The organism is Nocardia sp. NPDC058633, from assembly GCF_042717045.1.
Classification (GTDB): domain Bacteria; phylum Actinomycetota; class Actinomycetes; order Mycobacteriales; family Mycobacteriaceae; genus Nocardia.
Map to the genome: position 1 here is coordinate 164,489 of NZ_JBHXRA010000013.1, position 26,014 is coordinate 190,502.

Below are 26,014 nucleotides of genomic sequence, written 5' to 3' on the forward strand. Positions count from 1 at the left end.
CCCACTACCACCTAAACAATACTTCAGGTATTCGTGTCGTGTACGAAAATGGGTGGAACAGGGGCGCCAGGCGCGCACCGCCGCGCGTCCGCCCAGGGCGAAGTCAGCGCGTTGCGGCTCGCAGACACGACGTCCTCGGATTACGGTTTGCAGATGGGAACCGCCCCCGACTCGCGCCTGACCGTCACCTCCGAGGTCGGCCGGCTACGGACGGTGCTGCTGCACCGCCCCGGGCCAGAACTACGCCGCCTCACCCCGAGCAACAACGACCAGCTGCTTTTCGACGGCATCCCCTGGGTCGAACGCGCGCAAGCCGAACACGACGCCTTCGCCACCGTACTGCGCGAGCGCGGCGTAGAAGTGCTGTTACTGGCAGATCTGCTGACCGAAACCCTCAGCGCCAGTGGGGCTGCCAGGATCCAGGGCATCTCGGCGGCGGTCGACGCCCGCAGGCTCGGCCACGGCCTGGCCGATCAGCTCGCCGCCGAACTGCGCAAATTCGACGCCCCCGAGCTCGCCGACATCCTGATGGCCGGGATGACCTTCGACGAGCTGCCGTTCGGCCCCGACGCCACCTCGCTGGTGCGGCGCATGCACCACGGCGGCGATTTCGTCATCGACCCGCTGCCGAATCTGCTGTTCACCCGCGACTCCTCGTTCTGGGTCGGCCCGAAGGTCGCGATCACCTCGCTGGCACTGCCTGCCCGCAGCCGCGAGACCTCCATCACCGACCTCGTCTACGCGTTCCACCCGCGCTTCCTCGGCGTGCGGCGGGCCTACGAATCGCACACCGCACCGATCGAGGGCGGCGATGTGTTGCTGCTCGCCCGCGGGGTGGTCGCCGTCGGCGTCGGCGAGCGAACCACACCCGCGGGTGCGGAAGCGTTGGCGCGCAGCCTGTTCGACGACGATCTCGCGCACACGGTGCTGGTGGTGCCGATCGCGCAGAACCGGGCGACCATGCATCTCGACACCGTCTGCACCATGGTCGACACCGACGCGGTGGTGATGTATCCGGGCGTGCGGAAATCGTTGGAGGCGTTCACGATCCGCCGCGAGGACGGCTTCTCCGGGCGCGGTGACCTCGAACGCATCAGCATCACCGGACCCGAACCCTTCCTGCCCGCCGCCGCCACGGCGATGGGCATCCCGAAACTGCGTGTGATCGACACCGGCCGCGACGGGCCCGACGCCGAACGCGAGCAGTGGGACGACGGCAACAACACCCTCGCCCTCGCCCCCGGCGTGGTCGTGGCCTACGAACGCAACGAGATGACCAACTCGCGCCTGGCCGAGGCCGGTATCGAGGTGGTCACCATCAGCGGCTCGGAGTTGGGCTCCGGTCGCGGCGGCCCGCGCTGCATGTCCTGCCCACTGTCCCGAGACGAGGTGTGAGCGTCGTGTTCCACGTCGAGCTGTCCACCGATTCCGCCCAGCCGCCGTACGAGCAGCTGCGCACGGCGGTGATCGAACAGGTCCGCGCGGGCACCCTCACCGCGGGCACCAAGATCCCCACCGTCCGCGCGCTGGCCGCCGACCTCGGCATCGCCCCCAACACCGTCGCCCGCGCCTACCGCGAACTGGAAGCCGACGGCGTCCTCGAAACCCGCGGCCGCCAAGGCTCTTTCATCGCCTCCTCCGGCGACCCCACCCGCGACATAGCCGGCCGCGCCGCCGTCGACTACGTCGCGACCATCCGCCGCCTAGGACTCGGCGACGAAGACGCACTCGATCTCGTCCATCGAGTACTGAACACCTGAACGACGCCCGAACGGGGGTAACTCACCGGGTACGGGCCGACTCCGCGACCGATACCCGCCGGTCGCGTCCACCCGAGACGACTACTCGAGGCCTGCCCGAATACGCGCAGAGGCGGGTGAGCCTATCGCCAGCTCGGTAGCCAGAGATGGTCCTGCCAGTTCTGCGGCGTGATCGCCTGACCGGTGAGGATCGGCCACAGCCAGACGAAGTTCGCGATCACCAAGCCCAGATAGATACTGACTATCAGCAATCCGAGTGCGTATCGCTCGTTCACCGGGGCGGGCAGATAGGTGCCCGTCGGGCTGCGTGGGATGCCCGCGGGTCTGGCCGACCCGAGGATGTCACCGAGGGCCAGCGCCATCCCCATCACCAAAAACGGCGCCAACACCACCGCGTAGAAGTAGTACATCTGCCGGTCCAGGGTCAGGAACCACGGCAGCAGGCCGGCGCCGTACCCCACCAACACCGCCGCGTAGCGCCAGTCGCGACGCACGACCCAGCGCCACACCATCCAGCCCAGCAGGGGCAACGCCAGCCACCACAGCGCGGGCGTGCCGACTGCCATCACGGCCTTCACGCATTGTGTTTCGCCGCAACCGGTGACCGTGCCGTCGGCGTAGTAGTAGAGCATCGGGCGCAGGCCCATCGGCCAGGTCCAGGGCTTGGATTCCCACGGATGGTGGTTGCCCGCCGAATTGGTGAGACTGGAATGGAAGTCGAGGGTCTCGCCCTGGTAGTGCCACAGCGAGCGCAGCGCGTCGGGCAGGAACGCGAACGCACCACCGCTGCCGACCTGATTGCCGACCGCGTACCGGAAAACGCCGCTCTCGCTGGCGAACCACGCCCAGTACGAGGACAGATACACCACCAGTGGAATGACCACCAGCGCATAGAGCGCGGGCCCCACGTCACGAATCAGCGTGCCCAGCCACGGCCTGCGCACCCCGTACGCGCGTCGTGCGCTCACGTCGAAGGCCACGCTCATCAGACCGAAGAACATGATGTAGTAGACGCCCGACCATTTGGTGCCGCACGCCAACCCCAGCAGCACCCCCGCGCCGAACCGCCACCAGCGCACGCCGAGCCGCGGCCCCCAGTCCGAGACCCCCACCCGCCCGGCCAGCAGCGCGCGCGCCATCCGCTCGCGGACTTCGTCGCGGTCGACTATCAAACAGCCGAAAGCGGCGGTGACCAGCAGCGACATGAAGATGTCGAGCATGCCGATGCGCGAGGAGACGAACGTGAGTCCTTCGGCGATGAGCAGCACACCCGCGAAGGCGCCGATCAGCGTCGAGCGTGCCATCCGGCGCACGATCCGCACCACGAGCAGCACCAGGATCGTGCCCGCCAGCGCCGCCGTACCGCGCCAGCCCCACGCGTTGTAGCCGAAGATCGCCTCACTGATGGCGATGAACTGTTTACCGACAGGCGGGTGCACGACCAGGCCGTAGGCGGGGTTGTCCTCCACGCCGCCGCCGGTGACCATCTGCCAGGCCTGTGGGGCGTAGTGCTTTTCGTCGAAGACGGGAGTGCGCGCGTCGGTCGGATAGTTCAGGTTGAAAAACCTGGTCAGCGCGGCGATGACGGTGAGCACCGCGGTGACCGCCCAGCCGCGCGCGGTGTCGAGCGGACCGAAATCCGGGGCCGGGCGCAGCGGCGCGGGACTGACCACCGCCGACGCGGAACGCGCCGGGGGCATCGCGCGCTCATCGGTCACCGGGATCACGCCCCGATCGTAGGCGGTGCGCCCACCGAAGTCCGACCCGACACTGTGCCCCCTCGTTTCCCCACCTACGCGCGCACAGGGGCGGCCCGCACGCCTGACAGAATGGCGGGGCGCCCTGGCGCGCATCGCACGCACCGCTCGCCGCACCCGATCGCCTGCGGCCCAAAATACCGGAAAGGCGGGACAACACCGTGTTGGTCTTAGCGGCAACCCCCATGGGCGATATCGGCGACGCGTCGCAGCGACTGCGCGACGCGCTCGGTTCGGCCGACGTGGTCGCCGCCGAGGACACCCGCCGCACGAAAACGCTCGCGAAGGCGCTCGGCGTCGAGATCACCGGCCGCGTCGTCAGTTTCTACGACCACGTGGAAACCGCCCGCATCCCGGCCCTGCTCGACGACATCGAGAGCGGCCTGACAGTTCTGCTGGTGACCGACGCGGGCATGCCGTCGGTGAGCGACCCCGGCTACCGGTTGGTCGCCGCCGCCGTCGAACGCGATCTCCCGGTCACCTGCCTGCCCGGCCCGTCGGCGGTCACTACCGCACTGGCCTTGTCCGGGCTACCGGTGGAACGGTTCTGCTTCGACGGCTTCGCCCCTCGCAAGGGCGGCCAGCGCCGAGAGTGGTTTCGCACCTTGGCATCCGAACAACGTGCGGTCGTCTTCTTCGAAGCACCCCATCGCCTCGCCGACTGTATGGCCGACGCGGTCACCGTCCTCGGCCCCGACCGTCGCGCCGCGATCTGCCGCGAACTGACCAAAACCTACGAGGAAGTCGTCCGTGGCACCCTCGGCGAGCTGGCTGCCTGGGCGGCCGACGGCGCGCGCGGCGAGATCACCGTGGTTCTCGAAGGCTCCCAACCGGTTTCGGCCGAGCCCGCCGAATTGGTCGACGAGGTGGAAACACTGGTGGCCGGGGGTATGCGACTCAAGGACGCCTGCGCCGAGGTCTCCGCAGGCCGGGGCGCCTCCCGCCGCGAACTCTACGACGCTGTCCTGGCCGCCCGCTCCGCCGAGGACTGACCGCACCACGCTCGCCGCCGGTGGGTTCGACCTCGAACTCAGCGCCCCAGCACCGCGAGCATCCCCGCGACCGCGCGCGGCCAGCCGAACTGTTCGGCGCGGGAACGGGCGGCGAGGCGGCGACCGGATGTGGGCAGGGCCAGCACATCGGTGACGGCTCGGGCGAAGGCGCGAGGGCGGTCGGCGGCGATGGCTCCGCATTCGGCGGTGACGATGTCGGCGAGCGCCGACGAGCGGCTGGCTACCACCGGGGTGCCCGCGGCCAGTGCTTCCAGCGCGGCAAGGCCGAAGGTTTCGTGCGGGCCCGGCGCCAGTGAGACATCCGCGGTGGCGAGAAGTTTCGCCACCATCGCGCGGTCGTTGATGAATCCGGTGAAACGGACCGCGGGTTCACCACCGGGGAGAGCGGGGAGGGTGCGGGCGCGGCGTTCGAGCGACTCACGGCGGGGACCGTCACCGGCGACGACGAGTCGAGCGGGCACCCCGGCCCGGTGCAGGGCGCCGACCGCCTCGATGCTGCGGTCGACGCGCTTCTCCACCGACAGGCGCCCGCAGTGCACCAGCATCGGATGTCCGGCGACCCCGAGATCGGCGCGCAGGCCGAGGTCACGACGACGCGGACTGAACAGGTCGAGGTCGACGCCCAGTGGCACCAGTTCCACGTTCGGCGCACCGATCCGCAGGAACTCCTCGCGCGCGAAATCGGTGGTGCACACGACCATGTCGTAGTCGTCGGCCGTGCGCCGGTTGGCGATATCGGCGCAGCGGCGCGCGGCGGGCCCCGGCAGGAATTGGCCGAGCAGCCGGTCGAGGCGTTCGTGGGAGATCATCACGCTCGCCACCCCGCGACGCCCCGCCCACCGACCGAAACCGCGCAAGGTGAGCCGGTCCGACACCTCGAGCACGTCCGGCGACAACCCGGTCAGCACGTCGGCCACCCGCCGCGGATCGGCCGCCCGATAACCCCCGGTCCACGGAATCCCCAGCGCGGGCAGGGTGATCCGCAGCGCGCCCGTGGGCAGCACCTCTTCCGACCGACGCGGGCCCGGCACGATCAGCACCACCTCGTGCCCCGCCGCCACATACCCCTCACCAAGATGGTGCAGGGCAGTGCGCAGCCCACCCGATCGCGGGCCATAGAAATTGGCTAGCTGCACGATGCGCACCCGCCGATCGTCGCGCCGCACGGGTTACCTACGGGTCATGCACGAGGAACGCGGGGTGAACAGCGTCGAAAGATGCGACCAACCCGGTTCTGCCTCGTCGCGGTGCCGCCGAAAGACAGCGATCGGTGCCCACCACGGCGACCGGCAGAGTCCGGTGCACCGGGCCTGCGCGATCAGGCGTCGATGGACTCATCGTCGACTGCCGACCAGACTCGCAGCAGCCCGTGCCCGGTGGCGTCGGTGGTGATCGTCACCAGCTCGGCCTGCGCGCGAATCCATTCCCCGTCGTCGAAGCGAACCCGCAGCTCGAGCCGTCGGGCAGTACCCGGCCGTCGGGCCGCGTCAGCGCAGGCGGCACGCAACGCGGCGAAATCGGTGGGCTCGATGGTCGCTCGCTGCACCGCCCATCGGTCCAGCGGCGCCGGCGGCTCACTCGCCCATTCGTAGATCACCGCGCTGGACAGCAGGATGAAGCCGACACCGACACTGCTGCGCTGTGACACCGCGCGCAACATCGTGACGTCGGGATCGAGGGCAGCGGCATCGTCACCGAGTTCGGGAATCGCGTGCATCAACGCGCTCACCCTGTGCAGATCGGGTCGCGCCCTGGCCACCATCTGGAATCGGCGAACGCAATCGTCGTCGCCGAGCATGTCGACTTCGCCCTGCCAGTGCCCGCCCGGTTCGAGCCGAGTGGCCATGTCGAAGTAGTCGACTCTGCCGTCGAAGCGAACCATCCGCCCGAACGCGTCGGGCGGCGTGCGCACCACCCGCACCTGCTCCGGCTCCCTGGCGAAGACGAGTTCCTCCAGCCCGGGCCCGTGGTGGGCGAGTTCGGTATCGGAGGCGAAGTCCCAGGCCGCGACGCGCCTTCTCGGCCGCACCGGCGCATCCGCCGGGCCGATCCAGATCTGCACCCCGTGCACCCCGCCGAAGGCGCACCGAACCGGTTCGGCCAGCAGCAGGGTGTCACCCACGACCGTGCGCTGCGATTCCCCGCCGCCCACGCACCGCCGAACCGCATCCAGGGCCCCGCGGGCGGGAGCCAGGCCGATGGTGCGATGCAGTCGCGCGGACGCGGTCCACTGCTTGGCTTGCGCGTCGTCGGCAACGAGGCTGGGCCCGAGATCCTCGGTCAGAGTCTCGAGCAGCAACCATCTGCCCGGCGAACTGTCCACGATCAACTCGGTGCCACGCCGCGTCCTGCGCGTGGCAGATCGAGATCGAGGGGAATGCGCCCTTCGCGCAACTGCACCTCGACTTCTTCGGCGGGCATCGGGCGCGCGATCAGGAACCCCTGGGCGCGATAGCAGCCGAGCCCGACGAGCGTTCGTGCCGCCATCGCCGTCTCGACACCCTCGCCGACCACACCGAGCCCGAAAGAACCAGCAAGTCCGATAATGGATTTCACGATCGCCAGGTCGTCGTCGCTGTCACCGAGACGTTGGACGAAACCGCGGTCGATCTTCACCGCGTCCACCGGCAGCGCCTTGAGATGCGACAGCGAGCTGTAACCGGTGCCGAAGTCGTCGATGGCGATCTGCACGCCCATCCGCTTGAGTCCGCGCAGGGTGAGCCTGGTCCGCACCAGATCTTGCACCACGACGTGTTCGGTGATCTCGAGGCAGACCGAACTGCCGTCGATGCCGAACAGTCGCAGGATGTCTTCGATGCGTTCGACGAAATCCGCCGAGACCAACTGCACCGGAGAGACATTGATCCGGATCACCACATTCGAGGCCAACCCGCGACGACGCCAGTCGGCGAATTGCGAACAGGCCGAACGGATCACCCACCGGCCGAGCTCACCGGCGAGGTTGGTCGCCTCGGCCACCGAGACGAACGCGCCGGGTGGCAGCAGGCCTCGAGTGGGGTGCTGCCAGCGCACCAGTGCTTCCAGCGCCACGATTCGGCCGGTGCGCAGGTCCACCTCGGGCTGGTAGTGCAATACCAGCGACCCGTCCGACACCGCGCTGCGCAGGTTCAATTCGACATCGTCCTGCAGTTCGAACTGCGCGCGCATGGCGTCGGTGAACACCGCCACCCCGTTGCCGCCGCCGGACTTCGCCGACAACAGGGCGTGATCGGCGCGGCGCAACACATCCGAGACCGAGGTCTCCCCCGGAATACCCAGCGCTACACCGACACTCACACCCCGGCTGACCGACTCCTGACCCACCGAGACCCGTCGGCCGATGAGTTCCTGGATGCGGGTGGCCTCGAGTTCGGCGGCGACGGCGTCCATCGGTGCCGCGGGCACGATCACGAACTCGTCCCCGCCGAGCCGGGCGATCATGTCGGTGGATTCCAGATTCTCGCGCAGCCTGCGTGCCAGCGTGCGGATGAAGTTGTCGCCCGCGCTGTGACCGAGGAAGTCGTTGAGCGCTTTGAGCCGGTCGAGGTCGAGGAAGAAGGTGGCGACCGGGCCCGGATTGCCCGACTGCAGGCGCTGCTCCATGTATTCGAGCAGGGCACGGCGGTTGGCAAGGCCGGTCAGGTCGTCGTGCAGGGCGATGTAGCGCAGATTCTCCTCGGCGACCACGCGTGCCTGTAACTGCGCGAACAGCGCCGCGATCGCCTTGAGGACATTGAGTTCGCGCTTGGTCCAGGCACGGTCGCCCATCTTCACGAAGCCGAGCACACCGGTCGACGTACCGCGCGAGACCAGCGGCACACACGCCATGGCTACCGAGGGGATGCCCGCGGACTTGCGAATCGTCTCCTGGTAATCGGCACTGTCGAGGTCGGGCCGCACGATCAGCGGTTCGACCGCGTCTTCGAGGGTGCGGAAGACCGAATCGGCGTGCTCGAATTCGACAACGCGCAGCGGATCGGGGTCGGGAATCTCGGTGCGAGGTGGCCATTCCGCGATGAGGACGGTCGCACGCCGCGCACGGTCGGTGTGGCGTAGATAGCTCACGTCGACGTCGAAGTGCTCGACCAGGGAGGCGAGCACACGCTCGCTCACCGCCACCATGGTCGTGGCGTCGACACCCATCAACTCGGAGGCGACCTGTGTCACCAGTGAGTCGAGCGTTTGCCGAGGCACGTTTTCTCCGATCCGCGCTATCCGTCGTTGCTACTGCCGGGCACCGGCACAGTTCCACTGCCGGGCACCGCCAACCGTCGACTACGAACGCTCGCAGCCGCGGCGTAGCTCAGACGAAGAACCAATGCCACGTTCTCATCCTCAGGTTTTCCCAGCAGGTCCAGGAAACGCCTCTGAATGCTGGCAAGTGTATCGGTGAACCCGGGAGAAACGCTGCGCAAATCATCGCGCCGATCGGCATAGAGGAACACCGGCGACACCGGCTGCACGGCCAAACCCAGCAGTTGGGCCCGTAACCACACCCTTTCCACCGCGGCACCTGCCCTTGCGTAATCGGCCAGATCCGCCTCGCCATCGCGCGTCCGAAAGGTGATCGCCACGAGTGCGGAACTGGCCCGCACCCGGTCGACCGTGAACTCGCCGAGCGCCGAACCCGCCGACCACTCCCGCAACCGATCCATCACATCGGTGCGGCGACCGACCTGCAGTTTGGCCAGTTCATCCGGAGCGGGGTCGAGGGTGCGCACGTCGATGCCCGTGCGCACATCCTCACCCGGCCAGCGCAGTTCGGAATAGAGCTGCTGGTGGAGCTGAGGTGTCAGATAGCGCACGCGGTCGCTGGCGCCGAGCAGCAGGGCCGCTTCGCCCAGTGCGTCGACGTCGGTGATCGCATGCACGATCGCTTGCTCGGCCGCGGCGGCGTCGGCCAGTGCGGGCAGGACAGTTCCGGGCAGCGGCATCGCGACACCGAGGCGACGGTTGGTCTGCCTGGTGAGCGCGAGCGGATAGTCCGCGGCGAGGTCGGGGTCGGCGCCCGCTCGCAGACGCAATCGGGCGATCAGGGGGGTGGCCGGGTCATCGACGGCGAGCTCCCGGTCCGCGAGCAGACCGTGTGCGGCGGCGGCCGCGCGGGCGTTGTGCAGTGCGGCGCCCACCGCGACCGCGCTGCCACGCAGGCGGATGTCCATGGCGGTGGTCGCGGCCGGATCGAGGGCGATTTCGATCAGGTCGGCCACCCCGTGCAACCGCCACGGCTGGATATTGCCGCCCGACGGCGCACGCTGCGCACAGGCGAGGATCGCCTCGATCGGGTCGGACGGCGGTGGTTCGACCCGATCGTCGACGACAGCGTCGATGCCGTCGTCGATGTAGCCGGGTTCGGCGAGGGAATCCAGAGCGACTTCGAGGTCGATCCGGGTTCGCCCGGAGGACAGCTTGGCGCCGAGGCCGATCCGGCGAACAGCAGCGGCGACGATGGCGGCGCCGAGTTGCACATCGCTGCCGAGCTGAGGCCAGGTGGTGATCGTTTCGCCGATCTCGGCGAGACTGGCCGCCATTCGCGACGACAGCTGTCCCGGATCGAGGATCCGCATCACGTGCGGGGCTTTGGCTTTGGTGTCGAGACCGGTCAACTGCTCGCCGGTGGTCGCGCCGAGTAGGCCGTGGAAGGGTTCGCGGTCGGGTTCGAGGTCGTAGCGCTCGACGTCGAACAGGCCCCGGTCGCTGGTCTCCATCAACAACGGGATCCGGTGCCTGCGCGCGGCCTCGCGGACCGCGAATTTGATGTCGAGGGAATCGCATTCCTCCACGACCACCGAGAGCCCGTCGAGGAACTGGTCGACGGTGTCGGCCAGCACGCCGGCCGGCCAGATCTCGACCGGCACGAAGGGGTCGAGCTCGGCGATCCGGCGGGCGGTGACGACGGACTTGTTCACGCCGACGTCGAACAGTCCGCCCGGCACCCGGTTCAGATTCGACAATTCGATGGTGTCGAAGTCGGCAAGGCGCAGCAGTCCGCAGGCGCCCTCGAGCGCGAGGGTGTAGGCGACCGCGTGACCGACGCTCTGCCCGACGACGCCGACGGTGAGCTGCCCCAGCCGCTGCTGCTCGTCCCTGGTGAGCTTGTTGCGGTTGCGGTCGGAACGGATAGCGCTGAAGGCGGCCGGACCGAGGATCGCGACCAGCGCGCGACGCCACGGGTAGTACACCCAGCGTTCCTCGGTGGGGTCGATCCCGGGCGGCGCGGCGGTGAGCCTGCCCAGCTCGGCGCGCAGCCCCGCGCGCAGGTCATCGGTGCGGATACCGGTCGCGCCTACCAGCTGCCGCAGAGTTGCCGCGTCGGCGGGATCAGTCGGATCGAGGACAAGAGGACGATGATCCATCGCCGGGTATTCGGGGTCGGTCATCGAGCGTGCCGACCTCGAGACAGCGGCGCCACGACCGATTCGGTACGACGGTGAATGCCCCGCAACCTCACTCCAGCCCGCATAGCTTCGACAGCCATCGTGTTCCTACTCCGTGCTCAACGCCCGCGCGCGGTCGACTTCCTACCGATGCCAACTTGTGCAGTATCCGTCATTCAAAAGGAATGCACCATACGAGTGGCTAATTTACCGATAACCTTCTGAGCCAGTTGAAATAACCGCAGGTCAGAACCACCGAACGAACAGAAGGTGCGGTAATGCAGACCGAGCGGTTCGAATTCGGCTAACAGTCAGCTATCAACAGTGATCGACACGAACAGTTCCACCGTGTCGGGGCCGTGCCACACTTCGATCTCCTCGCGGTAGGCGCGGGAGATCTCGGCCGAGGCGGTGGCGTCGTCGACCTGGGCCCAGACGTCTTCCACCGGGTCGTGATAATCGCCGTTGGGCGCGAAACGGGCGTAGATGCCCTTGGGAACTCGCAGCATGAGGTCGCCGACCGGCACGTCGGCCGGGGAGGCGTATTCGCGCGCGACCAGCGCGTTCCAGTTGCCCGCAGGGTCGGGGACGTACACCGTGTGCAGCGGTTCGCCGCCACCGGGACGATCGCGCAGCCGGTCCTTGAGGAACTCGATCAGGTCGCTGTTGCTCACCTTGAAGCTCGGATGGACCCGCGGTACCGCCAGGCCGCCGTACAGCGCCACCCCGCGGACCACGATCGAATAGGTCATCGCGGATCGACCGCCAGGTACAGATCGATCTTGTAGGCGTGCGGGTAGCACTCGAAGTCGCCGGTGAAGGTGCGCTTGATCTGGTTGTGCTCCTCGGCGTAGGCGATCTGGGTCCACAGATCCGTCATCACCTGCGGGAAGTTGCCGACCGAGGAGAAGCGCGCGTAGGTGCCGCGCGGCAGCCGAGCCGCCAGATGCCCACGGGTGACCCGTTCGAGCGACTCGCACTGATAACCCACGATCTGGGTGTTGTAGGTGCTCAGCTCTCCGGTGTAGTCGGTGTAGGCGCTGGCCAGCGGCCCGCCCAGATCCTGATGCAGGACCGCCGACCATGCCGCTTCGAGGTCCCGGTCGCGCAGCTCTCCGAGTGCGCGTTTGGGACTGCGGACCGGGAGACCGGCCACCCAGGTCTCGTCCCGCTCGACGATTTCGAACTGCAATTGATGACTCTCTCGAAGGGTCGTGCTCGGTTGCGCCATGCTATCAAACCCCACCCTGACCACATCTGAGCTGGACAAACGTCCACCACCGCGACATGGACACCGCGCGCTGTTGTTCGATTCACCCCGAAGCCGTAAGCTCCCGCGCTCGTGTGGGTACACGCGGAGCTCGAACCGCGAAAACTGGTCGTGCGGTGGGCCGGTGTCGTCATCGCCGCCGTATTTGTCGGGTATCTCGCTGTGCTGCTGGGGGATTCACGACACTTCTACACCGACGACACCGAGGCGCAGTACGTACCGATGTGGCAGCTGCTCGGTACCGAACTGCGGGCGGGCCGATTCCCGGCGATGGTGCCGTGGGAATGGATGGCGGGCAACTACAGCCTCGAGGAAGCCGGGCTCTACAACCCCGCGCAGTTGCTGGTGTACCTGCTGGCGCCCTCGTTCGACAATCTCGCGCTGTACGCGACCGCCGTGAAGTTCGTGTTCTCGGCGATCGCCGCGCTCGGCGTCTATCGCATCTGCCTGGCCTACGGCGCCCGCGCACCCTGGGCCGCGGTCGCGGGTGTGGCGTTTCCGTTCAGCGGATGGTTCCTGTTCTTCGACGAGGCCAGTTGGTTCACCTCGCAGACCGGCACCGCCTGGCTGGTGCACGCCTGGGCCTCGGCCGTCCTCTACGCACGGGGTCGCACCGGGCCGATTCCGCTGTTCGTGTTCCTGTACCTCGCGCTGACCATCCAATACGCCTTTCCCGCGGTCGAGTCCGGGTTGATGATCGCCACCGTCGCCGCGGGCGAGTACCTCTACCAGCGCCGGTGGGCACCGGTGCTGCGCCTGCTCACCGCGTCCGGGCTCGCGGTGCTCGCGTCGATGATCGCGAACCTGCCGATCCTGCTGTCCTCACAGGCCACCTGGCGTGGTGACGTATCCACTGTTCACAACGACCCGTTCCTGACCGTGCCGTGGTCGGAATCGCTCAATGCGAGCCTGCCGAGCACCGTGCCCGCGTTCACCGCGTGGTGGGGGCACGTGCAGCCGCTGCCGATGGTCTACATCGCGTGGTTCGTGATTCCGGCGCTCGCGTTCATCGACTGGAGGGCCGCCGGGCGCGCCGCCGCCTCGTGGAGCGGGATCGCCCTGTTCGCGGTGGCCACCCTGATGTGGACGGCGGGGCCGGGGGCGATCGGCCCGCTGCGGTGGCCGGCGCGCGTGTTGCCGATGCTCGCGATCGCCCTGCTGGTGCTGGTGTGTGTGCTGATCAGTCGCTACGGGGATTTCGCGTCGTCGCGGCGACGGTACGCGGCCGCGGGTGCGCTGATCGCGTTGCTGTTCATCCGATCGTTCTCCGCCGCACCGGAACTCGTCGAACGGCATGCCCTCGCGGTATTCGTGGTGGTCGGGCTCGGGGCAGGCGTGGTGTGGCTGGCGCGCACTCGCGGGATCGCCGCCGCGGCTGTGTTGACCATCGTCGCGACATTCCCGATCGCGTTCGTACAGGTGGCCTCGGCTCCGCGGACGCCGATGTCGTACGGGTTCCCCGAGCGACGCTCGGACATGACGGCCGCGTTCCCCGACTTCGACGGGCGCACACTGCAATTGGCGGACCGGATCATGGTGGGTGACCAGGAGCGAACGCTCACCGACACCTACGGCTCCATCGCGCTGGGCAGCTACGCCAAGAACCTCGGGCTGCAGTACGTGAACGGGTACACCCCCGTCGGGCACGCGGCCTTCGCCGGCCTGCTGTGCATGGCATGGGACGGCGGCACCTGCCCCGACGCGTACAGGCGGGCCTTCGCGGTGGAACCGTCGACCGACACCCCGATCGTCGACCTGATGCGATTGGATCGCGTTGTCCTGCAACGCAGTCAGTATCCCCACGCCGGCACCGAAGCTGCCCCGGCCGGATGGCGATTCGTCGACTACCCGGGCCACGAACACCAGATCTGGGTGCTGGAACGGGTCAACCCGCTGCCCTCCCCCGGTGATCTGATCGCGCACGAATCCGGCGTGCACGCCACCGTCATGCCCGAAGCGGGACTCACCAACCGCGCCACCGTCTCCTCCGGGACCGGCGGGCGAATCGTGTTGTCCCGGCTGGCCTGGCCCGGCTACACAGCCACCCTCGGCGACAGCGAGATCCCTGTGCGCGCGGTCGCGGGAACCTTCGTCGCGGTGGACATTCCGCCCGGAACCCGCAATGCGACGCTCACGGTCACCTGGCGCCCGCCCGGGCTTTCCGCCAGCCTCACCACCGCCCTGCTTGCCCTGGTCGGCATCGGCCTGTTGCAGTGGTGGTACCGGCGCGGCGAGCGCGACAACGAGCTCGGCGGCGTAGCCGAAGTGCAGGCGAAGCCGGCGCCCGCCGAAAGCTGAGGCGGGTGCCTCGGCTCACCCGATAGCGGCGGCCAGGTGCGGCCAGGCTTCGTGCAGGTCGGCTTCGAATTGGCCCCAGGTGTGCGACCCGGTCATCCGGTGCACGTGCACGGCGGGGATCCCCAACTGCCCGAGCCGCCCGGCGAAAGCGGCAGTGCACGCCCCAGCGAGCGATTCGATCGGCGGCATGGGCAGACCCCGGTCCTTGGCACCGGGCATACCCGTCGCCGCGGACAGGAAGATCGTCTTGCCCGCGAGCCGTCCCGCGTTGGCGAACACGTCGTGCTCCTGCCACCCCGGACCGCCGGGCACACCCCACATATTTCCCGGGTTCCCGCCGCCGCGCACCGCCTGCGCGCTGGCCATCGCGATTCCCAACGGGTCAGCGGCCCACGGGCAACCGCTCAACGCCGCCACCGCGGAAAACCGCGAACCACTCCGGATAGCCAGATCCAGGGCCGACGACGCGCTCATCGAGACACCGGCGATCGCATTGCGCCCGCTGGTGCCGAGCGCGCCGTCGATCACCCCGGGTAGCTCCTGGGTCAGATACGTCTCCCACCGCACCCGACCGACGCCGGGGTCATCGGCGACCCAATCGGTGTACAGGGTGAACGCACCACCGACCGGCATCACCACGTTCACGAACTTGTCGGCGAAGAAGTTGCGTACGTCGGTGTTGTCCCACCACGAGATTCCGTCCGCCCCGCCGCCTGCCCCGGTGAGCAGATACAACGTGGGCGCCCCGGCCCCCGCCGCCTTGATCACCTTGTTCTCGATCACCCGCCCCATCGCGGGCGAGTACACATCGATCTGAGCGGACCTGCCACCCAGCGGCGCCTCCCCCGCCACGTAGGCCCCCGGGTCGGCCGATGCCTCGGCACCCCCGAGAGCGGCAACAATCGCGCACACCACAGCAAGCCAGGTTCTCGATGCAGTCACCTCTCCGGTATACCCCGCGTTTCGGAGTCCACGCCCACGAACACACCGGTGTCGCGACAGTCGGAACAGGGCAGTGACCAGGCTCACCATCGCCCGCAGGGCCGTCTTCGATACGCCCCGGACCTGCAGCTTTCACTCGCTACCGGCCCGGGCGGATCCGAAAAACCACGTGATTTGTGTCGTACCCGACCGGAATACTGACCGACGCCCGATGAGTTGGACCGACGGAATCCGTCTTTTCTCTTGTGGTGCCGGGACGTCGTCGACTCGGCATCGGGCCACAGCTCACGCCCAGCCAATTCCCATGCTCTCCGGAGGTACCCCGATGCCAGCCGATCTATCCACGCCGACGACGAAGGGCAAGACACCGACCGTCATCCGCGTGCTGGTGCTCGCGACCTTCGTCGTCATCCTCAACGAAACCATCATGATCAACGCGATCCCGCGGTTGATGAGCGACCTGAAGGTCACCGAGGTCGCCGCGCAGTGGGTCTCCACCGCGTTCATGCTCACGATGGCCGCGATCATCCCCACCACGGGCTGGTTCCTGCAGCGGGTCACCACCCGCCGGGCCTATGCAGTGGCGATGGGCGTGTTCATCACCGGCACCGTGCTCTCGGCACTCGCGCCGACCTTCGCGGTGCTGCTGATCGGCCGCATCATCCAGGCCGGTGGCACCGCGGTGATGATGCCGCTGCTGATGACCACCCTGATGACCGTCGTGGCGGAGAAGGACCGTGGGCGCGTGATGGGCAACGTCACCCTGGCCATCTCGGTCGCGCCTGCCATGGGTCCGGTCATCTCGGGTCTGATCCTGCAATTCGACATCCCCGGCCTCGACTCGTGGCGGTTGCTGTTCGTGGTGATGCTGCCGATCGCCGGTCTGGTCACCTGGCTCGGCCTGCGTCAACTGGAGAACGTCGGCGAACCGCAGCCCAGCACGCTCGACCTGCCCAGCGTGGCACTGGCGGCCCTCGGCTTCGGTGGCCTGGTGTTCGGCCTGAGCAAGTTCCACGGTGACAGCTACTCCACCGCGGCACTGATCACCGCCGGTGGCGTCGCGCTGATCGCCGCGTTTGCGCTGCGTCAGCTCAGCTTGCAGCGCAACGGAACCCCGCTGCTGGACCTGCGCGTCCTGCTGCAGGGCACCTACACCAAGGCACTGGTCCTGATGTCGATCGCGTTCCTGGCGATGATGGGCTCGATGATCCTGCTGCCGCTATATCTGCAGAACCTGCGTGGTCTGAGCCCGCTGGAAACCGGTCTGCTGGTGATGCCGGGTGGTCTGGCGATGGGTCTGCTCGGCCCGACCGTCGGCAAGCTGTTCGACAAGTTCGGTGGACGCCTGCTGGTGATCCCCGGCTCCGTCGGCATCGCCGCCTCGCTGGCCGGATTCACCCAGATCTCGATGGACATGCCGTACTGGCAGCTGCTCGGCCTGCACATCCTGCTGATGGTGTCGCTGGCCGCGGCGTTCACTCCGGTGTTCACGCTGGGTCTCGGCGCGCTGCCGATGCACCTGTACTCGCACGGCAGCTCGATGCTGGGCACCATCCAGCAGGTGGCGGCCGCCTTCGGCACCGCGCTGGTGGTCACCGTCATGTCGGCGCGCAGCACCTCGCTCGTCGACGCGGGCACCCCCGCGGCCGCCGCCACCCTCGACGGCATGCGCCTGGCCTTCCTGGTCTCGGCCGTCCTGGCCCTGGTCGTGATCGTCATGGCGGTCCTGCTGCCGAACCGTGCGGCCGTCGACCCCCATGCGGTGCCCGTGCAGGACGCCGCGGACGAACCGGAAACCCCGGAGCTGGTCAAGCGCTGACCGCAGTTCCCCGCGCGTGAGTCCGCGCGACCGAATGCCCCCGTTCGTACCGCGCGGACGGGGGCTTTCTCCGCTGTGGCGCCGGTTCGCCGAGCGCGACGAGATCCTCTCGCCCGGATGTTGTCCGCGTAGATTGAGCGGGGTGTCGATCCATGCGGACGGGCCGCGGCTGTTCGGTCACGCCGGGCAGGTGGCCCTGGCCGCGGTGATGGCCGCGGTGTTGTTGCCCGCGAGTCTGCAATCGGTACGCGTCAGCGGTGTTTCGACGTGGTGGACGGTCGCGCTGACCGTCGCGCTCCTCGCGCTGCACGTGTGCGTCGCGGCGGCTCGTCGCCTCCCTGTTCCGGTGTTCGCGACCGGCGCTCTCGCCTGCGCGGTCCTGCTGATCGCACCCGACATCGACGGCGTCACCGACTTCGCCGCGGCGAGCGCCTACAGCCCGATCCTGTTGCCGAGCATTCTGTGCTTCTTCCCCCTGCTGTACGCGGTCAGCGCACACACCCGCGCGCCGTGGCCCACGGTGGCGCTCGGGGTCGGCCTGACCGGCAGCCTGCTGACTCTGGCCAGGCTGTGGGGTTTCACCGGCGCGCCCATCGAGGCCTGGGCTTGGTGGCTGTTGTTGGCCACCACCACCTTCGGCGGAACGACCGCCGCGTGGGCGCTCGGCCGCTACCGCGCGACGCGAGCAGCGTGGACCGCGCAGCTCGCCGAACGGGCCGCCGCCGACGAGCGCCGACGGATCGCGCGTGAGATGCACGATGTGGTGGCGCACTCCCTGGCGGTGATGGTCAGTTACGCCGAGGCCGGTCGACTCGTCGTCCCGCGCTCGCCCGAACGCGCCGACGAAATCCTCACCACCATCGCCGACGCCGGCCGCGAGGCGATGACCGAGATGCGCGGTCTGCTCGGCGTGCTTCGCGACGAGTCAGCGTCGACCGAGCCACAACCCGGATTGGCCGAGCTGCCCGCGCTCGTCGACCGCGTCCGCGCGACCGGCGTCGAGGTCGAGTTGTCGATGGACGACCGACTCGACACCACACCCGCGGTCGGCCTGACCATCTACCGTGTCGTGCAGGAAGCGCTCACCAACGTGACACGCCATGCCGGTCGTCGACCGAAAGCTCGGGTCAGTCTGACCGCCACCGGCACGGGAATCGATGTGCGCGTCACCAACACCGGAACACCGACCGAGAACACAGGGACAGGTAAGGGGCTGGCGGGCATGCGCGAGAGAGTCGACGCGGTCGGCGGCACATTGTTCGCCGGGCCGACCGATGGTGGCTGGGTCGTCGATGTGCGGGTGCCGTGCTGAACGACACCGATCGGATCAGGGTCCTGATCGTCGACGACCAGGAACTGATGCGTTCGGCCCTGCGCATGATGGTGGAAAGCCAGCCTGATCTGGAATTCGTCGGGGAGGCGACCGACGGCGACGAGGCGGTGGCCGCGGTGCGCGCACACCGGGTCGATGTCGCCCTCATGGACTTGCGGATGCCGAAGCTCGACGGGATCGAGGCGACCGCCGTGATCACCGCCGAGCGGCCGCGCTGTCGCGTGATCGCGCTGACCACTTTCGACCTCGACGACTACGTTTTCCCCGCCATCCGCGCGGGCGCGAGCGGCTTCCTGCTCAAGGACGCGCGGGGTGCGGAGATCATCGACGCCATCCGCATGGTCCATGCCGGACACGGCGTCATCGCGCCGTCCACCACGCGCCGGCTCATCGCCCACGTCGCGAACTCGCCGACTTCCGATACCGGAGCGGCCGTGCGGATTCGAGCCGCGCTGACGCCGCGCGAATTCGACACCCTGCTCGAGGTGGCCACCGGCGACACCAACCGCGACATCGCGGCGCGCCTGCACCTGTCCGAGGCCACGGTCAAGACCCACGTCGGACACGTACTCGCCAAACTGGGTCTGCGCGACCGGGTTCAGGCCGTGGTACTGGCCTACGAATCAGGTCTGGTCGGACCGTCCAGGCGTTGATCGGGGTCCTCATCCTCGAGGTGGAGAACATCGAGACCAGCGGCTGACGAGCATCGGCGTCGCGCGCGCGATCGTTGGAGCATGAGCGCAATCGCAGTCACGACCGCCGTCCTCCTGTTCGGAGTCGGCCTGCTCCACGCCCTGTGGACCGTCACCGCCTGGCCATGGAACACCCGACTCGATCTCGCCCGCGCCACCATGGGATGGGCCCACGACACACCGCCGGGACGGTGGTTCCTCCCCGCCTGTCTCGGCGTCACCGCGCTCCTCGCCGCCGCGGGCTGTGTGCTGCTGCTGCGGGCCGACGTTGTGCACGCGGCGGTCCCGGCGTGGACGGTCACGTCGGCCAGTTGGGCCGTGGCGGTGATCTTGCTGGCGCGCGGCGTTTCGGGTCTGCTCGACCCGACCGACAGGTCGCCGAACGCCCCCGCCGTCTACCGCCGCCTCAATCAGCGCGCCTATTCGCCGTTCTGCCTGGTGCTCGGCGGACTGGCCGCCGTCGTGGCCGCCTCATGACGCCCCGGCGGATCACCCCGTGCCACCGCGAGCGCTCAGCCGTCACCGCCTGCGAGGAGGCAACATCATGAGACTTCCCATCGAAGCGCACACCGCCCAGCCATGGCGGATTCACGAGATCGCCCCCGACTTCCGTGTTGTCGACGTGTGGTCGTATCGGACGCCCGGCGCGGGCCCCGACGACCTGGCCGTGATGCTCGCGGCAATCCGCGAGGCGGAGGGAAGCGAACCGGACCCGGCCATCGTCGGGTTCCTGTTCGCGGTGCGGAACAAGCTCGGCGAATGGCTCGGCTGGGACGGCCCGGAAGCCGGTAGTCGGGATACGACGTTGTGCGACCGACTGCCCAACGACCTACGCCGACCCGATTCGGGCGCGCCCGTGCCGAATCTCCCCTTCACCATGCTCTACCAGTTGCGCGACGAGCACGCGATGGAACTGGTCAACAAAACCGTCGCCGCCGTCGCCCATTTCAGTTGGGCACCGGTCGACGACGCCGGATACGAACTACGAATGGCAGTCCTGGTCAAGCCCAACGGCCTCTTCGGGCGGGCATACATGGCCGCCATCGCGCCGTTCCGATACCTGATCGTGTACCCGGCCCTGACTCGACGATGGGAACGTGTCTGGCGCGAACGGGAGAGTCTGCTCGCTCCCCGCGAGTGATTGCGTCCCGGCCACTCAGGCGAGCGGAGCGGGCAGAGTCGACAGGCGTGCGCGCGGCCACGGGATCGTGCTGCGGACGGCGGTGAACGCGATGACCGTGCCGGTGACCGCCATCCAGATCGGTAGCGGATAGAAGACGAGGCGTTCGGTGATGCCGATCTGCAGGCCGATCGCGAGCAGGACGGTGCCGGTGAGCCCGGTCGTCGCGCACACCCCGGACCAGATCGCGGCCAGGCGGCGATGTTTCCACAGCCAGATCGCCAGCAGGATCAGCACGATGTGGCGGGACACGAACGCGGGCATCACCGCCAGGGTGTGCACGACGATGCCGCCGTCGGAGGGAAACACCCCGGTCGCCGCGGTACTCAGACCGATGACGACGGCCAGCGCCACGATCGACCACTGGCGCGGGCCGTGCGGGATGTAGTCGAGCAGGCCGATGGCGCCGACGATGGTCAGCAAGCCCAGCACGACGAAGGTCGCGTTCATGACCATGTGCAAGGGCGAGCAGGCGTGCTGGGTGCAGGTGGTGATGCCGAGATCACTGATCGTGTCGTGGCGAAAACTGTAGGGCGTGGTCCACGCGGTGGCTGTGACCAGTTCGGCGAGCAAGTAGGCGAACGCCAGGGTCCATGCCAGCCCCGCGGCGATGTGGCGACGATGGCGACCCACCGATTCCGCTACCGGCGGCCACCCGCCGGGCGGGTTCGCGGACGTCGTCTCGTGCGGAAGCGGGGCCGAAGACACGGGAGCCGACTACATCTTGGCGTCTCGCGCCATGGCGAAACTGTAGAAGCCATAGGTGATGATGCCCAGGCCCGCCGCGATGAGCAGCGCGACCCCATAGGGTTGGGCGCCGAGGGTTTTCAAGGCGCCGTCGAGGCCGCCTGCCTCACCGGGTTCGGAGCGGACGACCGCGACGATCACCAACACCCCGGCCGCGCCGATGGCCAGCCCTTTCGCGATGTAGCCGACCGTGCCCAACCAGCGCACCAGATCGCTTGTCGAGCCTTCCAGATCATCGAGAAAGTTCCGGGACGCGCCTTTGTAGACGTGGTAGCCGCCGACGCCGATGATGATCAGCGCGCCGACGACCAGTGCGATCGTGCCCACACTGCTCTGCATCATGCGAGCGGTGATCCCCGTGCTCTGCGCACTGCTCGACCCGCCTCCGCCACGGGCGAAATTGAACGCCGACACAGCGAAGGCGAAATAGACCACCGCGAGGGAGAAGGCTTTCACCCGATTGACGGCTTCGGATTTCTTGCTGTCGTCGTCAGGCCTGGACGAGCTGCCCAACACGGTCTCGGCGAGCCGCCACAGCGCCATCAGCGCGAACGCGACGCCGCCTGCCCAGAGCGCGAAACCACCACCCGGCTTGGCGGCCAGTTCCGCCATGGCGCCGGACTGGTCGGCGGAGCCCGGGGTACCGCCGAGGGCGATCCGGATCGCGATGTAGCCGATGAACAGGTGCACGATGCCGCTCATCACGAAGCCCGCGCGGGCGAATCGTTCGAAGATGCTGTTCTGGGCTACCCGACCGGCGGCGGTGGACGAGTTTTCGTACGAGGATCGGGAAGCTGTGCTGTGTGGCATAGTGATCGCCCTGCTGTGGAGTAATCCGTCGTCGTGGTCAGCGCCCGTGGCGCGGCCTAGTTCTTGAAGGCGTCTTTGACCTTGGCGGCGGACAGTTTCAGATTGCCCTTGACTTGCTCGGCCCGGCCTTCGGCCTCGAGCCGTCGGTTGCCCGTAGCCCGACCGAGTACCTTCTTCACCCTGCCCTTGGTGGCCTCGGTGGAATACGCGAGCTTCTTACTGATACTCATGGCTGGGGACTTCTTCCTCGGGTGCTCCGCCGCCGACGATCGGCAGCCGAAAACCACTGTGTGACATCGAGTCAACGCCGCAATCTCGCTCGTGTCAACGACGTCGATCTCCGTGACGGCACCGCGCGGTCGATCGCGACGGCGCCTGTTCGGCGATTCCGAGCGCAGGTGTCGAGGAAACGGGTCAGGCCGGATTCCGCGGTATCTCGGAATCCGGCCTGAATGTGTGGAGCTAAGGGGAATCGAACCCCTGACCTTCTCGGAGCACGCGGCAAAGACAACCGTGGCCCACTCTGGACAACGATCGACTACCCAATCAGCACGTCTACCTGGGGAAATACGCTCCGATACGACCACTATCGACAACGCTGGACAACGCTCGACAACGGCGTGTCCAGCCGAATTAGTGGTGACATAGTGGGATCCCCGCCCCCTGCCACCGCGTTGGAGAGCCACTCGCCCTGCGCCGAGATCGACGATCGCGCACCCCAGATCGAGGCCGCCTGAGAGTGTGCCGAGCCATACGAGCGATCGGCACGGCCCCACCCGACCCGATCCACACGTGATGATCACACACCACCTTCTGGCCGAGCCGTGCATCTCGCCGCATCGCCGCATCGCCGACAGACACAAGCACTCAGCGATCGCGCGTCACACACCCACGAGCACCGCACTCACGACCTTCTCGAAGACGCCGTGCGGACAAGCCAGAGAAGTCGAGCTGAGGTGCATGATCATCGAGTAGATTCCCGAATGGCTCACATGCAGGAGCCATCTACACGGCATGAACGGCTCTCGACGATCGTCCGCTGCACAGAGAGCAGATCGAGAGACGAAAGCTCTTACTCCGGCGAGCGGGGCGAAGATCACGTGAGCCACGATCGCAGACCGATCGACGCTAACGCCGTGGCGCCGACCCCCACGATCCCGCCAGGCCACGCCTGCGCGGCAGGCGCCTTCAGAGCACGCAACGCGAGGTGGCCGACGCCCACCCGACTCGCGCGCGACGACATCGAGAGCTGGGACAACAGCCATCTCTCGCGCGATCGGACTCACCCGCCCCACCACAGCTGATCCTGTGCTCCCCGATCAGGGTGCATGCGCGCACGCTACACCCAAGACCGACACTGTGCGCACGCTCGTTCAGCCGTGCGCACAGTGCAACTGACCGTGCGCACTCGCACTCCATCCATGCCCACGCCGAGAAGTCCGAGAGATTCGGCCGTGCGCACACCCTGCAGCGCAATGTTCTCAGGCGCTCTACCCAGCAGATACGTGATCTCACACGACAGTGATGCGCGGGCGAGGCGATCCATCCGCGACCGTCCGCGACCCGTTTCCCTCGTGCTGGGTCATCGTCAGTCCGAACAGGTACTCGGTCACCCCTTGGGGAGTGAGACCGAACTCCTTGGCAATGTCGCGCACCGTCATCCCTTGCCCACACAGCATTTTCACCACCAGCCCGTCCACTGCGCAGGCAATGCCTGGCGAGGATCTACAGGCCGACCTTGGCTGGTGCCCGGTTGATATGGGCGGCCAGCGCGGTGATGACGAGTTCGGCGTCGCGATGGACCCCGCGCAGGGTGTTGGAGGAGAACGATCGCTGGAATTCAAGCCCGACGTAGACCAGCCCGGGGTGGGTGGTCGATACCCCGGCGCTGTGGAGCGGGTAGCCGTCGGCGAGAGCGCCGAGCCCGGTGAGGTAGTCGAGGTTGGGTCGGTAGCCGGTGGCGAACAGCACGGTGTCGACCGGTTCGACCGCGCCGTCTGCCCAGATGATGGTGTCGGTGTCGAAGCTGGTGAACACGGGTCGCCGGTCTATGCGGGCGGTAGTGAGGGCGTGCCGGTAGTCGCCGGTGTCCATGACCAGGGTGCCGCCGACGTAGCGGATTAGCCATTCGGGTGGGAGCTGGTCGAATCCGGTGGAGACGAGCCAGTGATGGATGTCGTGTCCGTCGCGGTGTTGGGGCAAGAAGTTGATGGGGTTGTGGGTTGCCAGGGTGACGGTTGCGTGGTCGGCGAGTTCGTAGGCGACCTGCACCGCGGAGTTGCCCGCGCCGACGACGATCACCCGTTGGCCGGTGTAGTCCTCGGGGCTGCGGTAGTCGGCGACGTGGAGGATCTTTCCGCTGAACTGGTCTTGTCCGGGAAGTTCAGGTAGATGCGGGTTACCGAAAGAGCCGGTGGCGGCGACGATTCCGGCGGTGTGGAGTTGTTGGCCATCAGTGGTGTGGACAAGGAACCCTTCCTCGGGCTGAGCCTCGACCGTGGTGACGGTGGTGTTGGTGCGGATGTCGGCGTCGAGGGTCTTCGCGTAGCGGCGCAGGTAGTCGACGACTTCGTCGCGGTGAGGATAGTGGTCAGGGTCGGCGGGGAAGTCCAGGCCCGCCAGGCTGCTGTGCTGGGCGGGCGAGAACAGGGTGAGGCTGTCGTAATAGTGCGGCCAAGAGCCGACGGGATCGGGTCCGGCTTCCAGGACGACCGGGTTGAGATTTCGGTCGGTGAGGGTGTGGGCGGCGGTGAGCCCGGATTGGCCTGCGCCGATGACGAGTGCGTCGATCACGAGTGTTGTTCTTTCCGTGAGGGTTTCGGGATGGTGGTAAGCGACAACACCGAGGCTGCCGCGGCGGCGATGCCCAGGATCAAGAAGGTGGCCGGGTAGCCACCCAGCCCTGAGGCCAGGGCGGTGGCGGCGAACGGTGCCGAGGCCACGGTGATGGTCATCGGTGCCGAGAGCAGCCCGGTGAGTTGCCCGTAATGAGTGGAACCCCAGCGGTCGGTGATCGCGGTTGCTTGGAGCAAGGTGAACACCCCGCGTGCCATGCCCGACAGCACGGCCGCGATGGTCAGTGCTGCTGCGGTGGTGAAGATTCCGAGCAGCATCGTGGTGGCCGCGATCGCGACCAGGATCACCGCCGTGCGGGTGCGCACACTGGTGCGGGCGGCGAACGCGCTGTAGCCGATCCGGCTGACGACCTGCCCGACACCACCCAGTCCGAGGGCGATCGCGGCGGTGGTGGTGGAGATCCCGCGTTCGGTCATCAACGGAACGAGGGTGACCACGACCGCGAACGAGGCGAACCCGGTGACGCTCAACGCGAAGGCCAGTGCGAGGAACGGTCGGCTGCGCGGGATCGTGCTGGGATCGCCCAAATAGAGGTGTTCGGTTTGCGGTTCGAGGTGGTCGGGCCAGGGCAGTCGCAGCCCGAACCAGTGCCCGGGAACGGTCACGACCGCGAGGATCACCGCGAGCACCAGATAGGTTGCACGCCAGTCCAACCAGGACACCAGCACTGCGGTCAAGGGGGCGAACACCGTGGAGGCGAGTCCGCCGGCCAGTGTCAGCACTGTCAGTGCCCTCACCCGGTCGGGCCCGTACCAGCGGGTCAGCGCCGCGAACGCCGGTGGATACAGCACCGCCCCCATCGCCACCCCGACCAGAGCCCAGCCGAGGAGAAACCCCAGCAGGCTCTGCGCGGTCGCGACGACGATCAGGGCCGCAACCGCGAGCACCGAGCCCGCTGTCATCACCACCCGTGGTCCGTGGCGGTCCAATCGGCGACCGACGAGGATCCCGGTGAACGCGGTGAGGAGGTGTCCGGCCGAGAACACCCCGGTCAGCGCGGTGGCGGACCAGCCGGTGTCGGTAGCTATGGAACCGAGCAGGACAGGGAAGGCATAGAACAGGATTCCCCAGCTGGTGATCTCGGTGACGCACAAGACCACCAGCACCCGCCGCAACCCGGTCGCGGCGGGCGCCGTCGATGTCGAAACAACCTGCATCGC

General features: G+C 67.8%; 23 protein-coding genes. 9 read left to right on the plus strand and 14 right to left on the minus strand.

The annotated features are described in order from the left end of the window. The first annotated feature begins 153 nt into the window (after positions 1–153). Together arcA and ACFWUR_RS18990 are read left to right on the plus strand one after the other, a co-directional pair. Entirely contained in the window at positions 154–1,395 is a 1,242-nt protein-coding gene (gene arcA, locus ACFWUR_RS18985; protein ID WP_378908464.1) for an arginine deiminase, read from the plus strand. Then, positions 1,392–1,760, plus strand: a complete 369-nt coding sequence (locus ACFWUR_RS18990) for a GntR family transcriptional regulator (RefSeq protein WP_378908465.1) — start codon at positions 1,392–1,394, stop codon at positions 1,758–1,760. Before arcA ends, ACFWUR_RS18990 begins: the two co-directional genes overlap by 4 nt. A 122-nt stretch (positions 1,761–1,882) precedes the next feature. Here ACFWUR_RS18990 and ACFWUR_RS18995 read toward each other — a convergent pair whose 3' ends face one another. Then, positions 1,883–3,487, minus strand: coding sequence for a dolichyl-phosphate-mannose--protein mannosyltransferase (locus ACFWUR_RS18995; RefSeq protein WP_378908466.1), 1,605 nt, complete (start codon positions 3,485–3,487; stop codon positions 1,883–1,885). Positions 3,488–3,654: 167 nt separating this feature from the next. Here ACFWUR_RS18995 and rsmI point away from each other — a divergent pair, with 167 nt between their 5' ends. Beyond that, a complete protein-coding gene (gene rsmI, locus ACFWUR_RS19000) occupies positions 3,655–4,509 on the plus strand; it encodes a 16S rRNA (cytidine(1402)-2'-O)-methyltransferase (protein ID WP_378908542.1) in 855 nt (284 codons plus the stop codon). 38 nt (positions 4,510–4,547) lie between these two features. On the opposite strand, the gene ACFWUR_RS19005 is transcribed toward rsmI, so the two are convergent. The 6 genes from ACFWUR_RS19005 to ACFWUR_RS19030 form a co-directional block, all read right to left on the minus strand. Further along, positions 4,548–5,675, minus strand: a complete 1,128-nt coding sequence (locus tag ACFWUR_RS19005) for a glycosyltransferase (RefSeq protein ID WP_378908467.1) — start codon at positions 5,673–5,675, stop codon at positions 4,548–4,550. A 173-nt stretch (positions 5,676–5,848) separates the two neighbouring features. Further along, complete coding sequence (locus ACFWUR_RS19010; protein WP_378908469.1) at positions 5,849–6,853, minus strand: GAF domain-containing protein; 1,005 nt, start codon at positions 6,851–6,853, stop codon at positions 5,849–5,851. 2 nt (positions 6,854–6,855) lie between these two features. Then, positions 6,856–8,673, minus strand: a complete 1,818-nt coding sequence (locus ACFWUR_RS19015) for a putative bifunctional diguanylate cyclase/phosphodiesterase (protein WP_378908544.1) — start codon at positions 8,671–8,673, stop codon at positions 6,856–6,858. 68 nt (positions 8,674–8,741) lie between these two features. Beyond that, a complete protein-coding gene (locus ACFWUR_RS19020) occupies positions 8,742–10,910 on the minus strand; it encodes an Rv1355c family protein (RefSeq protein WP_378908470.1) in 2,169 nt (722 codons plus the stop codon). Between the two features lie 308 nt (positions 10,911–11,218). Further along, positions 11,219–11,659 (minus strand): AraC family transcriptional regulator, encoded by a 441-nt coding sequence (locus ACFWUR_RS19025; RefSeq protein WP_378908471.1) that lies wholly within the window; start codon positions 11,657–11,659, stop codon positions 11,219–11,221. Then, the gene (locus tag ACFWUR_RS19030; protein WP_378908472.1) at positions 11,656–12,099 is read right to left on the minus strand and encodes a GyrI-like domain-containing protein; all 444 of its coding nucleotides are present in this window, start codon (positions 12,097–12,099) and stop codon (positions 11,656–11,658) included. The genes ACFWUR_RS19025 and ACFWUR_RS19030 overlap by 4 nt, the downstream gene beginning before the upstream one ends. Before the next feature lie 150 nt (positions 12,100–12,249). Between ACFWUR_RS19030 and ACFWUR_RS19035 the strand changes: the two genes are divergently transcribed. After that, positions 12,250–14,475, plus strand: a complete 2,226-nt coding sequence (locus ACFWUR_RS19035) for a hypothetical protein (protein WP_378908474.1) — start codon at positions 12,250–12,252, stop codon at positions 14,473–14,475. 15 nt (positions 14,476–14,490) lie between these two features. Here the strand turns inward: ACFWUR_RS19035 and ACFWUR_RS19040 are convergent, their stop codons facing one another. Continuing rightward, complete coding sequence (locus ACFWUR_RS19040) at positions 14,491–15,417, minus strand: alpha/beta hydrolase (protein WP_378908476.1); 927 nt, start codon at positions 15,415–15,417, stop codon at positions 14,491–14,493. 325 nt (positions 15,418–15,742) lie between these two features. On the opposite strand from ACFWUR_RS19040, the gene ACFWUR_RS19045 reads away from it, so the two are divergent. The 5 genes from ACFWUR_RS19045 (at position 15,743) to ACFWUR_RS19065 (ending at position 20,402) form a co-directional block, all read left to right on the plus strand. Continuing rightward, positions 15,743–17,236 (plus strand): MDR family MFS transporter, encoded by a 1,494-nt coding sequence (locus ACFWUR_RS19045; protein ID WP_378908477.1) that lies wholly within the window; start codon positions 15,743–15,745, stop codon positions 17,234–17,236. Positions 17,237–17,378: 142 nt separating this feature from the next. Then, entirely contained in the window at positions 17,379–18,548 is a 1,170-nt protein-coding gene (locus ACFWUR_RS19050; RefSeq protein ID WP_378908478.1) for a sensor histidine kinase, read from the plus strand. Continuing rightward, complete coding sequence (locus ACFWUR_RS19055) at positions 18,542–19,222, plus strand: response regulator (RefSeq protein WP_378908479.1); 681 nt, start codon at positions 18,542–18,544, stop codon at positions 19,220–19,222. The genes ACFWUR_RS19050 and ACFWUR_RS19055 overlap by 7 nt, the downstream gene beginning before the upstream one ends. Before the next feature lie 81 nt (positions 19,223–19,303). Next, complete coding sequence (locus ACFWUR_RS19060) at positions 19,304–19,738, plus strand: DUF3995 domain-containing protein (protein ID WP_378908480.1); 435 nt, start codon at positions 19,304–19,306, stop codon at positions 19,736–19,738. 67 nt (positions 19,739–19,805) lie between these two features. Beyond that, complete coding sequence (locus ACFWUR_RS19065) at positions 19,806–20,402, plus strand: DUF2867 domain-containing protein (RefSeq protein ID WP_378908481.1); 597 nt, start codon at positions 19,806–19,808, stop codon at positions 20,400–20,402. Positions 20,403–20,417: 15 nt separating this feature from the next. Here ACFWUR_RS19065 and ACFWUR_RS19070 read toward each other — a convergent pair whose 3' ends face one another. From ACFWUR_RS19070 to ACFWUR_RS19095, 6 genes are all read right to left on the minus strand, one after another. Beyond that, positions 20,418–21,074: a DUF998 domain-containing protein gene (locus ACFWUR_RS19070; RefSeq protein WP_378908482.1), complete on the minus strand. Its 657-nt coding sequence runs from the start codon at positions 21,072–21,074 to the stop codon at positions 20,418–20,420. A gap of 84 nt (positions 21,075–21,158) precedes the next feature. Next, complete coding sequence (locus ACFWUR_RS19075) at positions 21,159–21,998, minus strand: DUF1206 domain-containing protein (RefSeq protein WP_378908483.1); 840 nt, start codon at positions 21,996–21,998, stop codon at positions 21,159–21,161. A gap of 56 nt (positions 21,999–22,054) precedes the next feature. Beyond that, the gene (locus ACFWUR_RS19080; protein ID WP_378908546.1) at positions 22,055–22,222 is read right to left on the minus strand and encodes a CsbD family protein; all 168 of its coding nucleotides are present in this window, start codon (positions 22,220–22,222) and stop codon (positions 22,055–22,057) included. A gap of 1,287 nt (positions 22,223–23,509) precedes the next feature. After that, positions 23,510–23,653 carry a hypothetical protein gene (locus ACFWUR_RS19085; protein ID WP_378908484.1) on the minus strand — a complete coding sequence of 48 codons (144 nt, stop codon included), beginning with the start codon at positions 23,651–23,653 and terminating at the stop codon, positions 23,510–23,512. A gap of 70 nt (positions 23,654–23,723) precedes the next feature. Then, the gene (locus ACFWUR_RS19090; RefSeq protein ID WP_378908485.1) at positions 23,724–24,791 is read right to left on the minus strand and encodes a flavin-containing monooxygenase; all 1,068 of its coding nucleotides are present in this window, start codon (positions 24,789–24,791) and stop codon (positions 23,724–23,726) included. Then, on the minus strand, positions 24,788–26,011 hold the full coding sequence (locus ACFWUR_RS19095) for an MFS transporter (RefSeq protein WP_378908486.1): 1,224 nt from the start codon (positions 26,009–26,011) through the stop codon (positions 24,788–24,790). The genes ACFWUR_RS19090 and ACFWUR_RS19095 overlap by 4 nt, the downstream gene beginning before the upstream one ends. Positions 26,012–26,014: the final 3 nt, after the last annotated feature.

What these genes read in the sequence shown, in the direction of transcription:
- arcA (WP_378908464.1), top strand. Translation starts at nt 154, where the DNA reads ATGGGAACCGCCCCCGACTCGCGCCTGACCGTCACCTCCGAGGTCGGC.
- ACFWUR_RS19015 (WP_378908544.1), bottom strand. Translation starts at nt 8,673, where the DNA reads ATGGGTGTCGACGCCACGACCATGGTGGCGGTGAGCGAGCGTGTGCTC.
- ACFWUR_RS19020 (WP_378908470.1), bottom strand. Translation starts at nt 10,910, where the DNA reads ATGACCGACCCCGAATACCCGGCGATGGATCATCGTCCTCTTGTCCTC.
- ACFWUR_RS19025 (WP_378908471.1), bottom strand. Translation starts at nt 11,659, where the DNA reads ATGACCTATTCGATCGTGGTCCGCGGGGTGGCGCTGTACGGCGGCCTG.
- ACFWUR_RS19045 (WP_378908477.1), top strand. Translation starts at nt 15,743, where the DNA reads ATGCCAGCCGATCTATCCACGCCGACGACGAAGGGCAAGACACCGACC.
- ACFWUR_RS19060 (WP_378908480.1), top strand. Translation starts at nt 19,304, where the DNA reads ATGAGCGCAATCGCAGTCACGACCGCCGTCCTCCTGTTCGGAGTCGGC.
- ACFWUR_RS19065 (WP_378908481.1), top strand. Translation starts at nt 19,806, where the DNA reads ATGAGACTTCCCATCGAAGCGCACACCGCCCAGCCATGGCGGATTCAC.
- ACFWUR_RS19075 (WP_378908483.1), bottom strand. Translation starts at nt 21,998, where the DNA reads ATGCCACACAGCACAGCTTCCCGATCCTCGTACGAAAACTCGTCCACC.
- ACFWUR_RS19095 (WP_378908486.1), bottom strand. Translation starts at nt 26,011, where the DNA reads ATGCAGGTTGTTTCGACATCGACGGCGCCCGCCGCGACCGGGTTGCGG.